We start from the raw sequence: 14,039 nt of genomic DNA, 5'->3' as shown, positions 1-14,039 counted from the left end.
TGCCGGCTCGCGTCCAAGGGACGCGAGCGAACCAAAAAAACTAGTCGGCGACCCTTGCGGTCGGCCGGCGCGCCCAGGGGCGCGTTCCGGCGGGCACTTCGCCCTGCTCGGCGATGGGCTGCAGATATTCGGTCACCTCGGGCCAGCGGCCTTCGCGAAGCCCCTTCAGGACCAGCGGGTCCTCCGTCGAGAAGGCGTCGAAGCCGACGCGCTTCAGGAAGGGGATCTGGTCGAGGAAGAAGGCGCCGACGGCGCGGAGCTCGCCCCGGAAGCCGTCGCGGTCGCGCAGCAACCGGCCGATCGAGAAGGCGCGGCCATCGGCGAATTTCGGCAGATCCGCCGCGACGACAGCGAGGCGCGGCAGGTCGGCGACGATGTCGGACCAGTCGGCGCCGGGCTCGATCACCACGCCGAGAGGCGCGGAGCGGGCCAGAAGCGCCTCGCGCTCGGCGCGGAAACGCTCGAGGCTGACGATCACCGCCTCGCCATCGGCCGGCAACTCGTCGTCGGCCAGCCGACGAAACGCGTCTTCGACGAAGGATCCATTCTTCCAGAGGCTCATGTCAGATGCCGCTTCCGTCGTTCTCGAGACCTACATGGATGCCGCATTCGGTCTTTTCCAGACCGCGCCAGCGCCCCGCCCGCGCATCCTCGCCGGGCTTCACCTTCGAGGTGCAGGGCTGGCAGCCGATCGAAGGATAGCCTTGCGCCACGAGGGGATGCGGCGGCAGATCGTGCTCGGCCACATAGGCCTTCAGTTCGTCGGCCGACCAGGTGGCGAGCGGATTGACCTTGATGCGCGCGCCGTCCTGCTCGAAGGACTGGATCGCCGCCCGCGTCGCCGCCTGGAAACGCTTGCGCCCGGTAAACCAGGCGTCGAAGCCTTCCATGGCGCGCGCCAGCGGCTCGGTCTTGCGGATGCGGCAGCAGGTGTCGGCGTCCGTCATCCAGAGCGCCTTGTAGGGATCGGCCGCAGCCAGCGCTGCCGGATCCGGCGTGATGGTGCGCACGTCGGAGAGGCCCAGCCGCTCCACCAGCGTGTCGCGATAGGCAACCGTCTCCGCGAAGAGCCGGTGCGTATCCATGAAGACGACCGGGATGGCGCGATCGACGGATGCCGCGAGATGCAGCAGCACCGCCGATTCCGCCCCGAAACTCGATACCAGCGCGATGCGGCCGGGGAAGATCTCGTGGAGCGAGCGCTCGATCAGCTCGCGCGCCGAAAGCCCGGCGAACCGGGCATTGAGGATCGCGGCCTCCTGCAGCCCCGCGCTCTCGTGATCGAAAACGGGGCCGCCGCGCTCCTGCTCGAAGCCGAAGGCGACGGGGTCAAGGCGTCCCATAAAGCGCTTCCTTGAACGGTGCCTGGCCGAGGCGGCGATAGGCGGCAAGGAAGGTCTCGTCGCTGTTTTCGCGCTTGGCGATATAGGTGTCGACCACGGTCTCGATCGCATCGACGATCTCCTCGGTCGAGAAGCCGCGGCCGATGATCTCGCCGATCGAGGAGTTCTCGTCACCGGAGCCGCCGAGCGAGATCTGGTAGAACTCCTCGCCCTTCTTCTCGACGCCGAGAATGCCGATATGGCCGACATGGTGGTGGCCGCAGGCGTTGATGCAGCCGGAGATCTTGATCTTGAGATCGCCAATGTCGCGCTGGCGCTCGATGTCGCCGAAGCGCTGCGAGATCCGCTGCGCCACGGGGATCGAGCGCGCATTGGCGAGCGCGCAATAATCAAGGCCCGGGCAAGCGATGATGTCGGTGACGAGGCCGGCATTGGCGGTCGCCAGCCCATTGGCGACCAGTCCGTCATAGATCGCCTTCAGATCGCTGTTGGCGACATGCGGGAGAATGAGGTTCTGCTCGTGGCTGACGCGGATCTCGTCGAAGGCGAGCCGTTCGGCGAGGTCGGCGACGGCGTCCATCTGCTCGGCCGTGGCGTCGCCCGGCGTGCCGCCGATCGGCTTCAGCGAGATCGTCACCGAGACATGGCCGGCGACGTGGTGGGGATGCGTGTTGCGCTGGACCCAGGCGTCGAATTCCGGGTCGCGGGCGCGCTCGATCGCCAGCGCCGGGCTGGGCGGCAGCGCCTTCAGCGAGGCGGGCGCGGCAAAATATTCGCGGATGCGCTCGACTTCGCCCTGCGGCAGCTTGAGCGCGCCGTGGCGGATGCGCTCCCACTCTTCCTCGACCTGGCGCGAGATCTCGTCGGCGCCGGTCTCGTGCACGAGGATCTTGATGCGCGCCTTGTACTTGTTGTCGCGCCGGCCGTTCAGGTTGTAGACGCGCAGGATCGCCTCCGAATAGGAGAGCAGATCCTCTTCCGGCAGGAAGTCGCGGATCTTCTTGGCGATCATCGGGGTGCGGCCCTGGCCGCCGCCGATATAGACGGCGAAGCCGAGCCGGCCGTTCTCGTCCTTCTTCAGGTGCAGGCCGATGTCGTGCACCTGGATCGCCGCGCGGTCGCGCTCGGCGCCGGTGACGGCGACCTTGAACTTCCGCGGCAGGAAGACGAATTCCGGATGCAGCGACGACCACTGCCTGAGGATCTCGGCATAGGGGCGCGGATCGGCGACCTCGTCGGCGGCGGCGCCGGCGAAATGGTCGGCCGTGACATTGCGGATGCAATTGCCCGAGGTCTGGATCGCGTGCATCTCGACCGAGGCGAGATCGGCCAGCGCATCGGGGATCTCGGAGAGCTTCGGCCAGTTGAACTGGATGTTCTGCCGCGTCGTGAAGTGGCCGTAGCCGCGATCATACTTTCGCGCGATGTGGGCGAGCATGCGGAGCTGCTGGCTGTTCATCGTGCCATAAGGCACGGCGACGCGCAGCATGTAGGCGTGCAGCTGCAGATAGACGCCGTTCATCAGGCGGAGCGGCTTGAACTGGTCCTCGGTCAGCTCGCCGGAGACACGGCGGCCGACCTGGTCGCGGAACTGCGCGACGCGGGAGGTCACGAACTCATGGTCGAACTCGTCGTAGCGATACATCACTCAACCTGCCTGATTCAGAAGGGCGGCGCGGGCGGCGATCTCGGCCTCGCCATAGGTGACGGTGGGGCCGCCGGCAGCGCGGATCTTTTCGCGCAGACGGACCGGAACCGGCAGGCCGTCCGCGTCGACGGTCGCCTCGATCTCGTAGGGGTCGACAACGATCAGCGCTTCCTGCTGCGCCTTGGCGTGGCGGAGCGCGTCCTCGAGCTCGGCATCCGGAATGACCCGGGCGTCGGCGAGCCGGTAGGACCAGCCGCCGGAAGCGGTCAGGAACACGACCAGCCCGTCGGAGAGATGGTTCGCTGTGATGAGCTTGTCGGTCATTCCGCTTTCCAGATCCGTATCCTCATGCCGCCAGCGCCACGAGCGGCAGCGGCTTGACGCCGACCGCGCTCTCGGCGACCACGCGGCCGACGATGATGACGACCGGGCCGTCGAGCTCCGGCCGGTCGGCGATTTCAGCCAGCTCGTCGAGCCGGCCGGCATAGGCGCGGCGATCGGCGCGCGAGGCATTCTCGATGACGGCGACCGGCGTCGAGGCACTGAGGCCGTTCTCGATCAGCTTGGCCGCGACCCGGGTGGCGACGCTGCGGCCCATATAGACGGCGACGGTGGCGCCCGAGAGCGCGAGGCCGGCCCAGTCGGGCAGCGTATCGCCGCGCATGTCGTGGCCGGTGGCGACGACGAGCGTCGAGGCGACGTCGCGCAGCGTCAGCGGGATCTCGTTCTCGGCGGCGGCAGCGAACGCGGCGGTGATCCCGGGCACGATGTCGAACGGGACGCCGGCTTCGCGCAGCGCGGCCATCTCCTCGCCGGCGCGGCCGAAGATCAGCGGATCGCCCGACTTCAGCCGGACGACGCGGCGGCCGTCGCGCGCCTCGCGCACGAGAATGGCGTTGATCTCGTCCTGGCTGGCGGCATGCGCGCCCTTGGCCTTGCCGACATAGATGCGCAGCGCATCGCGCCGGCCCATGGCGACGATCGCCTCCGGCACCAGCTTGTCATAGACGATGACGTCGGCTTCCTGCAGCAGGCGCTGGGCGCGCAGCGTCAGCAGATCCTCCGCACCCGGACCCGCGCCAACCAGGCTGACATGGCCGACGGTTGCCGACTGCGCGGCGGCGGCGTCGATCGCAGCGGTGGCCTCGCCCTCGCCGTCCTCGATCTGGCCGGCCAGCACCTTGGCGGCGGTCGGCCCGGTGAAGAAATGCGCCCAGAAGCGGCGGCGCGCCTCGCCGGAGCCGATTTTTTCCGCGACCCGCGCCCTGAGGCGCTCGGCAAGGTCGGCGAGATCGCCGAGGCGCGGCGCGAACATCGCCTCGATGCGGGCGCGAACGTGGCGCGCCAGCACCGGCGCGGCGCCTTCCGTGGAGATCGCGATCGAAAGCGGCGCGCGGTTGACCAGCGCCGGGGTATAGAAATCGCAGAGATCGGGACGGTCGACGACATTGACCGGAACGCCGGCCGCCTTGGCGAGGTCGCGTACGGCGCGGTCGCTCTCCAGATCGCCGGTCGCGGCGAAGACGAGCGCCGCATCTGCGAGATCGGCGGCTTCCGGGAAACGGGGCTCCAGCCTGGCGCCGGCGGCTTCGAGATCTCGCCGCGCCTCGTCTTCCAGCGCGGTCGCGAAAACGACGATGTCGGCGCTGGTCTCGGCGAGCAGGCGGATCTTGGCCGCCGCCTCGTCGCCACCGCCTGCGATCACGACCCGGCGGCCCTCGACCTTGTGGAAGGCCGGAAAGGTGCCGAGCTTGCGCTGAACCGTGCGATGGACCGCAGCCATCCGTCTCTCCTCGGGCGCGACCCGACGAACGGATCCCGCGAAGTCTGGAACGATTGCAGACTTCTAGAGACTTCAGCGCCCAAAGACGACGATCCGCGTTCCAATCTCGCAAAGCGGCTTGAAAAAACATTCCACGCAAGGCGGTGCGCATGACGAGGAAGCGTATTCCTGCGTCAATCGCCCGCCCTGCCCAGTCATTCCGGTCGGATTTCCTCGCGCTCTTCTTGACCCCGCTTCCGGCGGAGCCAAGAAGAACGAATTATACACGACTTATCTCATAGTGTTTATCGAGATATTGCCGTCGGCGCCCTAGAACACACCGGCGCCGAGCTCGGCCGGGGCGGCGCTGGCGCGGAACATGGCGAAGAGCTCGCGGCCCAAACCGAACTCGTTGCCGGAGAGATCCTCCTCGACCTGCGGCCGCGCCGCGAAGGTCGCCGCGTCGACCAGCACTTCGAGCGTGCCGTTGACCGCATCGAGCCGGACCAGGTCGCCGTCGCGCACCTTGCCGATCGGCCCGCCGGCCGCCGCCTCGGGCGTGACGTGGATCGCCGCCGGCACCTTGCCGGAAGCGCCCGACATGCGGCCGTCGGTGACCAGCGCCACCTTGAGGCCGCGATCCTGCAGCACCGCCAGCGTCGGCGTCAGCTTGTGCAGTTCCGGCATGCCGTTGGCGCGCGGGCCCTGGAAGCGGATGACGGCGATGAAGTCCTCGGTCAGTTCGCCCGCCTTGAAGGCTGAGATCAGCGCGTCCTGGGTATGGAACACCTTGGCCGGCGCCTCGATGACGTGGCGGTCCGCCTTGACGGCCGAGACCTTGATCACGGCGCGGCCGATATTGCCGGAGAGCAGCTTGAGGCCGCCCGTCGGCTGGAACGCCTTCTCGACCGGCGCCAGCACCTTCTCGTCGAGGCTTTCCGTCGCCGCCTCGCGCCAGTGGATGGCGCCGTCATCGCCGAGCTTCGGCTCGACCGTGTAGCCGGAGAGGCCCGTTCCCCACACCGTGGTGACGTCCTCGTGCAGCATGCCCGCCTTGAGCAGCTCGCGGATCAGGAAGCCCATGCCGCCGGCGGCGTGGAAATGGTTCACGTCGGCCATGCCGTTCGGATAGACGCGGGTCAGGAGCGGCACCACGTCGGAGAGATCCGAGAAATCGTCCCAGGTCAGCTGGATGCCCGCCGCCTTCGCCATCGCGACGAGGTGCAGCGTGTGGTTGGTCGAGCCGCCGGTGGCGTTCAGGCCGACGACGCCGTTCACCACCGCTTTCTCGTCGATGATCTCGCCGATCGGCGTGAACTCGTTGCCGAGCGCGGTAATGGCGAGCGCGCGCTTGGCGGCGGCGCGGGTCAGCGCCTCGCGCAGCGGCGTGTTCGGATTGACGAAGGAGGATCCGGGCAGGTGCAGGCCCATGATCTCCATCAGCATCTGGTTGGTGTTGGCGGTGCCGTAGAAGGTGCAGGTGCCGGGGCCGTGATAGGAGGCGCTCTCGGCCTCCAAGAGGTTGGCGCGGGTCGCCTTGCCCTCGGCGAAGAGCTGGCGCACGCGCGCCTTCTCGCTGTTCGGCAGGCCGGAGGTCATCGGGCCGGCGGGAATGAAGATCGCCGGCAGGTGGCCGAAGGTCAGCGCCGCGATCAGGAGGCCCGGGACGATCTTGTCGCAGATGCCGAGGTAGACGGCCGCGTCATAGGTGTTGTGCGACAGGCCGATCGCCGCCGCCATGGCGATGGCGTCGCGCGAGAACAGCGACAGCTCCATGCCGGTCTGGCCCTGGGTGACGCCGTCGCACATCGCCGGCACGCCGCCGGCGACCTGCGCCACGCCGCCAACCTCGCGCGCCGCCTGCCGGATGAGTTCCGGATAGGTCTCGTAGGGCTGGTGGGCGGAGAGCATGTCGTTATAGGCGGTGATGATGCCGAGATTGGGCACCACGTCGCCCTTCAGCGCCGCCTTGTCGGCCGGACCGCAGGCAGCAAATCCATGCGCCTGGTTGCCACAGGCGAGCGACGCGCGGCGGGGGCCTGAGTCGCGGGCGGCAGCGAGGCGATCGAGATAGAGGCCGCGCGACTTCTCGCTGCGAGCCCGGATCCGATCCGTCACTTCGAGGATCTTCGGGTGGATGGACATGACGTGGTGTCTCCTGGGCAACCGTAACCTGCGAGAGGCCCGGTGGCGCCGCCCGCTTCAAACCCCTCTCCCCACGCCCTCCCGTGAACGGGAGAGGGTTCCCCGTTCGGTGGTCATTTCTTGGAAACGGCGACAGCGCCGATCTGGTTCGGCGCGGCCGTTCTCATCTTGTTGGAGCATCGGTCTTGTGCCGAAGCCCTATCGCTCAAGCCGCGTTCCCGCCGCCCCGCGGCGGCGGGTTTTCGCTCAGGCGCCTTCTTCGTGCCAGGTGCGGCCGTCGCGCTCGATCAGGGCGATCGACGAGGACGGGCCCCAGGTGCCGGCGGTGTAGCCCTTCGGCGCCTCGCGCGAAGCCGCCCAGCCCTCGAGAATCGGATCGATCCACTTCCACGCCGCCTCGACCTCGTCGCGGCGCATGAACAGCGTGGCGTTGCCGCGGATCACGTCCATGATCAGCCGCTCATAGGCCTCGGGGCTGCGCACCTTGAAGGTCTCGGCGAAGCTCATGTCGAGCGGAACGTGGCGCAGGCGCATGCCGCCCGGGCCGGGATCCTTGATCATCAGCCAGAGCCGCACGCCCTCGTCCGGCTGCAGGCGCATGACCAGCTGGTTGGAAGCGAGCTGGCCGGCGCTGTCGCCGAAGATCGAATGCGGGATCGTCTTGAAGTTGACGACGATCTCGGAGAGGCGCGAAGGCAGGCGCTTGCCGGTGCGGATGTAGAAGGGCACGCCGGCCCAGCGCCAGTTCTCGATCTCCGCCTTGATGGCCACGAAGGTCTCGGTGGTGGAATCGTCGCGGCCGAGTTCTTCCAGATAGCCGGGGACCGGCCCGCCGGCCGAGGCGCCGGCCTTGTACTGGCCACGGACGGTGACGCTGTCGACCTCGCCATCGACGATCGGCTTCAGCGAGCGCAGCACCTTGAGCTTCTCGTCGCGCAGCGCGTCGGCGTCGAAGCGGCCCGGCGGCTCCATGGCGACGAGGCAGAGCAGCTGCAGGATGTGGTTCTGCACCATGTCGCGCAGCGCGCCGGCCGTGTCGTAATAGCCCGCGCGACCCTCGACGCCGAGGCTCTCGGCGACCGTAATCTGCACGTTGTCGATGTGGTTGGCGTTCCAGAGCGGCTCGAACAGCGCATTGGCGAAGCGGAGCGCCATCAGGTTCTGCACCGTCTCCTTACCGAGGTAATGATCGATGCGGTAGATCTGGCTTTCCTTGAACACCTTGCCGATCGAGTCGTTCAGCTCGTTGGCGGAGGCGAGGCTCTTGCCGATCGGCTTCTCGATGATGACGCGCGTCTTCGGCGTCACGAGATGATGGGCGCCGAGGCCCTCGCAGATGATGCCGAACAGGTCCGGCGCCACCGCCAGGTAGAAGGCGCGGATGCGGTCCTTGCCATCCTTCAGCGCCTCGACGAGATCCGGCCAGCCGGCCTTCTCGGCCGTCGCGTCGATCGCGACATACGAGATCCGCTTCAGGAACGAGGCGACCTGCTCCGGCTCGCGCTCGTCCGCCGGCACGAACTTCTCCAGCGCCGCCTCGGTCAGCTTCTGGTAGGCCTCGTCGCTCATGGGGCGACGCGACGCGCCGATGATGCGGGCAACCGGGGGGATTTGACCGTCGCGGTGGCGATGGTAGAGCGCCGGCATAAGCTTGCGATAGGCGAGATCGCCCGTGGCGCCGAAGACGACGAGATCGAAGGGGTCGACGGCGATGATACGACTGGTCATGAATTCCCTCTTTCCGGCGTCAGCCGGGCCTCAGCTGGTCTGCAGCCATGTCCTAATCAAGTCCGCGTCATATGTTGAGGGACAAAATTAGAGAACCGAAATAAAATCCTTGCGACGAGATTCGCGTGTAACGGCAGCGACGACACGCTAAGCGAATTCAGTCGCTTAAACGAGCCCCCAAGGGGCAACGGGGGAAATGCACATGACCGATCCAGTTTGCGTCGTACCGGCCGGCGATCGCTGCGGCGAAGGTGTCGTCTGGAGCGCCGCCGAGCAGGCCGTCTACTGGACCGACATCAACCGTTTCCTCATCCATCGCTATGATCCGGCGACGAAAACGACGCAGAACTGGATCTTCGACGAGCCGGTGACGACGCTCGGCCTCACCGATCGTCCGGGCACGCTGATCGCCGCCCTCGCCTCGAAGGTGATTCTCTGGAAGCCCGAGACCGACAGCCGCACCGACTTCTCCGTCCCGGAGCCGAACTTCCCGAAGGCGCGGCTGAACGACGGCCGGCCCGACCCGTTCGGCAACCTCGTCGTCGGCTCGATGTTCAACAATGTCGCGCCCGATGGCTCCGGCGTCGATATCACCGACAACAAGGCGGGCGGCCTCTACCTCGTCGACGACAAGGGCCGCGTCTCGACGATCAAGCCGGAGATCGGCATCACCAACACCATGTGCTGGGACGTCGCGCGCCAGCGCTTCTACACCGGCGACACGATGAAGAACGAGATCTGGCAGTTCGACTATGACCCGGCGACCGGCGCCGTCTCGAACGACCGGCCCTGGTTCTCCGGCTTCGAGCGCGGCGGCCCGGACGGCTCGCAGATCGACAGCGAGGGCCATGTCTGGAACTGCCGCTATGGCGGCGGCTGCGTCGTCCGCGTCTCGCCCGAGGGCAAGGTCGCCGGCATCCTCGACATGCCGGTCTCGAACATCACCAACTGCACCTTCGGCGGCGCCGACCTGAAGACGCTCTACATCACCACCGCGCAGGGCGGAAACGGCCCGCTCGAGCGGCTGGCCGGCGGCCTGTTCGCCATCCGCACCGAGGCGCCAGGCCTGGCGGAAAACGTGTTCCGGCTCGATCGCTGATCGCGCTTTCCCGGAGGGCGCTGCCCTCCGGCCGCTTTGGCGGACCTCCCGCAAGTCCTGACGGCCCGGCAGAGAGCCGGATCGAAACAAGATCGCCACCCTGCCGCAGGGGAATTTCTGCTTTAGCCAGAAGATCCGGCCCGCAAATCGCCGCCTTTCCACCGTCATGGTAGAACCCCCTTAGTGGAGGTTGCCATGACGAGGAATTTTCCCGATTCTATTCATGCGATCCTGCCGGCCCTGCTCGTCTGGGCTGTCTTCGGCCTGAGCGGCGCGCAAGCGCAGACGCCGACGGAAGCCCAGCAATCGGCGATCCGCTCCGCCTGCCCGGCCGACTACAAGAGCCATTGCGCCGGCATTCCTCCGGGCGGCAAGGCGGCGCTGGCCTGCCTGCAGCAGAGCGTGGCCAAGCTCTCCGACGCCTGCCGGACCGCCGTGCAGGCGGTCGGCGGCAGCGCGGCGACAACGCCCGCTCCCGCAGCACCAGCCGCATCCGCCGCGCCGGCGGATAGCAAGCCCACCGGTCAGAGCACCACCACGACCGCTCCCGGCAAGACGACCCCTGGCAAGACAACCGCCGCGCCGGCGGCGAAGGCCGCCGCGCCAGAGGCCACCCCGGCCCCGGGAACGCTAACGCCGCGCCAGGAACTGGCGCTGGTGCGGCAGTCCTGCGCCAAGGATTTCCGCAGCCACTGCCGCGGCGTGCCGATCGGCGGCGGCAATGTCGTCGCCTGCCTGAAGGAGAACGCCGCCTCTCTCTCGCCGCGCTGCCAGAAGGCCCTCGCGCCCCTTGCCCAGTGACCGGCTGAGGTCGGGGAAATCGCGCGGCACGGATCCCTTCGTCCTTCTCCCCGTCCCTTCATACTTCTCATGAAGCGATGAAGGGATCTCCGCCCCCCTACCCCGCGCGCCCCCTGAGTTTCTGGTCCCTATTCAAAACTGGAGCCATCCCTGAACCCTCCCCTTGAGGGAGGGTCAAGACCGCCTTCGGGCGGTCTTGGGGAGGGGTTCTCCGTCGGACTTGCGGCAGGCGGCGCGCCCCGCTCCCGAAAACGCAAGGGCGTTTTCGTCCCCCTCCAGGGGGAGGTTCAAGAAAGCCTTATCCCTTTGACGCCTGCCGCTGCCAGACCCTAGCAGGCCGAACTAGCCACCCCCTTTCCCTTTCCCTTTCCCTTGCCCTTCCCTCCCCCTTTCTCTCTCCCTCTCCCTCTCCCTCTCCCTCGCCTCCACACCCCCGTACCGCCCCTTGATCCAGTCCAATATTGGACTATCTTATCCATGATTGGATAAAGGAGCGCCGCCATGCCCCGCCTCGCCCGAACCGCTGAACTCGCCACCGTAGCGCCCGACCGCTTCGCGGCGTCGGCCCGGCGTCGCCTCGGCGGGCCCGGGCTCCGCACCTTCAGCGCCATCGCCGATCGCTGGGGGCTCGGCGAGGCCGAGCGGATGCGCATTCTCGGCCAGCCCGGACGCTCGACCTATTTCGGCTGGCTCGCCAAGGCGCGGAGCGGGACCGAGCTGATGTTGCCGGTCGACACGCTGATCCGCATCTCCGCCCTGCTCGGCATCTACCAGGCGCTCAAAATCGTCTTCCCGAGCGACGCCGAGGCTAACAGGTGGTTAACAACCGGGAACACCGGTCCGTTGTTCGGCGGCCAGCCGCCGATGGCACTGATCACGGCCGGAACGCAGGACGGCATGATGCTGCTGCGCCGCCATCTCGACGCCTGGCGCGGCGGCCTGTTCTCCGCGCCCCTCCCCGGCTTCGACGACGAGATCGCGCCGATCGAGACGAGCGACATCGTCTGGGCATGACCGCATCCGATTTTCCGCAAGTCGCGATCGAGCAGCCGACCCACCGGCTGATTCCGTCCCGGTTTCCGCCGATTTCGGCCTTCGAGGACGTCGCCTCGGCCGACGATCTCGCTGCCGTCCTGGAGCTGGAGGGCTGGACCAACGACCGGCTGGTGGCCGAGCGCGCCGCCCGCCTCCCCCGCGCCGAATGGGTCTATGGACGGCCGAACGCGAGCGTCGTCATGGCCTCGTTCCTGCACACGCCGCCAACCGGCCTGCGCTTTTCCGGCGGCGCGCTCGGCGCCTGGTATGGCGCGATGTCAGTCGAGACCTGCATCGCGGAGGTGTCGCATCACCTCCGCCGCGAAATGCTGCGCTCGGGCGCCGACCGTTTCGTCACCACCTACCGCGCCTACACCGCCCGCATCGAAGGCGCCTTCTATGTCGATACGCGAGGGATGGCGGAGACCCGGCCGGACCTCTATGCCCGCGCCGACTATGCCGCGCCGCAGGCTTTCGGCGAGGCGATCCGTGCCGAGGGCGGCGACGGCATCCTCTATGACAGCCTCCGCCATCGCGGCGGCGTCAATGTCTGCGCCTACCGGCCGTCGAAGATCCAGGAGGTCACGCAGGCAGGACACCTCGAACTGACGGTCCGCACCGAAGGCAAGATCGTCGCCCGCCGGCTGGCCTGAGGCCGCCGGTCAGCCCGGAAACAGCCCGAAATAGGGCCTCGCCTCGGCGACCACCCTGGCGAAGGACGGGCGATCCAGCAGCCGGCCGAAATAGCCGAACAGGCCGGGGTGGGATTCGTTGAAGGGCTGAACCTCGTTGGCGTAGAACAGCGCCGGGGCCGCGGCGCAGTCCGCCATGGTGAAAGCGTCGCCCATGGCCCAGAAGCGATTACCGAGGGCCTTTTCCAGCATGTCGTAGGAGGTCCGGAGCGTCGCCCGCGCGGCCTCGACGCCATGCGGATCGCCGCGCCCTTCCGGCCGGAGCTTGTCGGTCACGATCTTCTGCATCGGCTCGTGCACATAGAGATCGTAGAAGCGATCGGCGAGCCGGGTCTGCCAGGCGAGATCGGGATCTTCCGGGATGAAGCGGGTCCGGCCCGGATAGAAGCGCGCCAGATACTCGATGATGACGGTCGATTCCGGCACGATCTGGCCGCGCGCCTGGTCGCGCAGCACCGGCATCTTGCCGATCGGCCAGAGCGCGTTGAATTCCGCCCGCTCGGCCGGGTCGCCGAGATCGACGAGACGCGGCTCGAAGCGCGTCTCCGTCTCGTAGAGCGCCATCAGCGCCTTCTGGCAGAACGAAGCCAGCGGATGCATGTAGAGCGTGAGAGTCATGGCATTCCCTCGCTTTCCATGGGATCGAGCCGGCGGAAAATCCGCCAGCCCGGAAATCACTGCAGCCCAGCCGTCAATTGCGGCGGTAGGCAACGCCCTTCTCGTCGAAGACCTGCAGGTGCTTCAGCGGCGAGGTGAGCCCAACCGTGTCGCCCTTGGTGACCTGGATGTCGTTCTCCAGCTTGGCGACGATCGGCTCTTCGGTCCCGATATCGACATAGATCAGCGTCACTTCGCCGAGCTGTTCGATGATGTCGACGGTACCGCGGAAGATCGCGTCGTCGCCGGTCGTGATCACGAGATCCTCGGGCCGGACGCCGAAGGTCGCCTTGGTGCCGGCGGCGCTCTCCGGAATGGCGGCGCGGACGGCGATCGCCTCGCCGCCGTTCGGGCGGACGCGCGGGCTGGCACCGCCCGATTCGACCACGCAGGGGATGGTGTTCATCGACGGCGAGCCGAGGAACTTGGCGACAAAGAGGTTGTCGGGGTTGTGATAGAGCTCCATCGGCGCGCCGACCTGCTCGACCCGGCCGGCATTCAGCACGACGATCCGATCGGCCAGCGTCATCGCCTCGACCTGGTCGTGCGTGACGTAGATCATCGTCACGCCGGCCATGCGCTCGTGCAGCTTGTTGATCTCGATGCGGGTCTGCACGCGCAGCGCCGCGTCGAGGTTCGACAGCGGCTCGTCGAACAGGAACACCTTGGGATCGCGCACGATGGCGCGGCCGATGGCGACGCGCTGGCGCTGGCCGCCCGAAAGCTGCTTCGGCAGGCGGTCGAGATAGGGCGTGATCTGCAGCACGTTGGCCGCCTCGCGCACGCGCCGGTCGATCTCTTCCTTGCCGCCGCCGCCGAGCTTCATGCCGAAGGCCATATTGTCGTAGACGGTCATGTGCGGATAGAGCGCGTAGCTCTGGAACACCATGGCGATGCCGCGCTTCGACGGCGCCAGCTGGTTCACCACCTTGCCGTCGATCTGCAGCGTGCCGGAGGTGATGTCCTCGAGGCCCGCGATCAGGCGCAGCAGCGTGGACTTGCCGCAGCCGGACGGACCGACGAAGACGATGAACTCGCCCGATTTGATGTCGAGATCGATGCCGTGCAGGACCTTGACGGTGCCATAGGCTTTCTTGATGTCGCGTAGCAGCAAGCCGGCCATGTCTGT

At 67.5% G+C, this 14,039-nt stretch carries 13 protein-coding genes; 4 read left to right on the top strand and 9 right to left on the bottom strand.

Features of this window, described 5'->3' with window-relative positions; all coding sequences use genetic code 11:
* Window positions 1-40: 40 nt before the first annotated feature.
* The 7 genes from AC6HZP_RS04485 to zwf form a co-directional block, all read right to left on the bottom strand.
* Complete coding sequence (locus tag AC6HZP_RS04485; RefSeq protein WP_201402443.1) at window positions 41-562, bottom strand: DUF934 domain-containing protein; 522 nt, start codon at window positions 560-562, stop codon at window positions 41-43.
* 1 nt (window position 563) lies between these two features.
* Window positions 564-1,343 (bottom strand): phosphoadenylyl-sulfate reductase, encoded by a 780-nt coding sequence (locus AC6HZP_RS04480; protein ID WP_497525559.1) that lies wholly within the window; start codon window positions 1,341-1,343, stop codon window positions 564-566.
* The gene (locus tag AC6HZP_RS04475) at window positions 1,330-2,988 is read right to left on the bottom strand and encodes a nitrite/sulfite reductase (RefSeq protein ID WP_497525558.1); all 1,659 of its coding nucleotides are present in this window, start codon (window positions 2,986-2,988) and stop codon (window positions 1,330-1,332) included. The genes AC6HZP_RS04480 and AC6HZP_RS04475 overlap by 14 nt, the downstream gene beginning before the upstream one ends.
* A 3-nt stretch (window positions 2,989-2,991) precedes the next feature.
* Window positions 2,992-3,315 carry a DUF2849 domain-containing protein gene (locus AC6HZP_RS04470; protein ID WP_201402441.1) on the bottom strand — a complete coding sequence of 108 codons (324 nt, stop codon included), beginning with the start codon at window positions 3,313-3,315 and terminating at the stop codon, window positions 2,992-2,994.
* 22 nt (window positions 3,316-3,337) lie between these two features.
* Window positions 3,338-4,774, bottom strand: a complete 1,437-nt coding sequence (gene cysG / locus AC6HZP_RS04465; RefSeq protein WP_497525557.1) for a siroheme synthase CysG — start codon at window positions 4,772-4,774, stop codon at window positions 3,338-3,340.
* Window positions 4,775-5,083: 309 nt separating this feature from the next.
* Window positions 5,084-6,898 (bottom strand): phosphogluconate dehydratase, encoded by a 1,815-nt coding sequence (gene edd / locus AC6HZP_RS04460; RefSeq protein ID WP_497525556.1) that lies wholly within the window; start codon window positions 6,896-6,898, stop codon window positions 5,084-5,086.
* 246 nt (window positions 6,899-7,144) lie between these two features.
* Entirely contained in the window at window positions 7,145-8,626 is a 1,482-nt protein-coding gene (gene zwf, locus AC6HZP_RS04455; protein WP_201402438.1) for a glucose-6-phosphate dehydrogenase, read from the bottom strand.
* 202 nt (window positions 8,627-8,828) lie between these two features.
* Here zwf and AC6HZP_RS04450 point away from each other — a divergent pair, with 202 nt between their 5' ends.
* The 4 genes from AC6HZP_RS04450 (at window position 8,829) to AC6HZP_RS04435 (ending at window position 12,214) form a co-directional block, all read left to right on the top strand.
* Window positions 8,829-9,725, top strand: a complete 897-nt coding sequence (locus tag AC6HZP_RS04450) for an SMP-30/gluconolactonase/LRE family protein (protein ID WP_497525555.1) — start codon at window positions 8,829-8,831, stop codon at window positions 9,723-9,725.
* Between the two features lie 195 nt (window positions 9,726-9,920).
* Complete coding sequence (locus AC6HZP_RS04445) at window positions 9,921-10,526, top strand: cysteine rich repeat-containing protein (RefSeq protein ID WP_497525554.1); 606 nt, start codon at window positions 9,921-9,923, stop codon at window positions 10,524-10,526.
* Window positions 10,527-11,027: 501 nt separating this feature from the next.
* Window positions 11,028-11,540: an MbcA/ParS/Xre antitoxin family protein gene (locus tag AC6HZP_RS04440; RefSeq protein WP_497525553.1), complete on the top strand. Its 513-nt coding sequence runs from the start codon at window positions 11,028-11,030 to the stop codon at window positions 11,538-11,540.
* A complete protein-coding gene (locus AC6HZP_RS04435; protein ID WP_497525552.1) occupies window positions 11,537-12,214 on the top strand; it encodes an RES family NAD+ phosphorylase in 678 nt (225 codons plus the stop codon). The genes AC6HZP_RS04440 and AC6HZP_RS04435 overlap by 4 nt, the downstream gene beginning before the upstream one ends.
* A 9-nt stretch (window positions 12,215-12,223) precedes the next feature.
* Here AC6HZP_RS04435 and AC6HZP_RS04430 read toward each other — a convergent pair whose 3' ends face one another.
* Window positions 12,224-12,871: a glutathione S-transferase family protein gene (locus tag AC6HZP_RS04430; protein WP_201402433.1), complete on the bottom strand. Its 648-nt coding sequence runs from the start codon at window positions 12,869-12,871 to the stop codon at window positions 12,224-12,226.
* A 73-nt stretch (window positions 12,872-12,944) separates the two neighbouring features.
* Window positions 12,945-14,033 carry an ABC transporter ATP-binding protein gene (locus AC6HZP_RS04425; RefSeq protein ID WP_497525551.1) on the bottom strand — a complete coding sequence of 363 codons (1,089 nt, stop codon included), beginning with the start codon at window positions 14,031-14,033 and terminating at the stop codon, window positions 12,945-12,947.
* Window positions 14,034-14,039: the final 6 nt, after the last annotated feature.

It is taken from the genome of Kaistia sp. SLG-1 (genome assembly GCF_059699055.1).
Note: the sequence above shows the minus strand (reverse complement) of the source record. Positions and strands in the feature narration are given on the sequence as shown.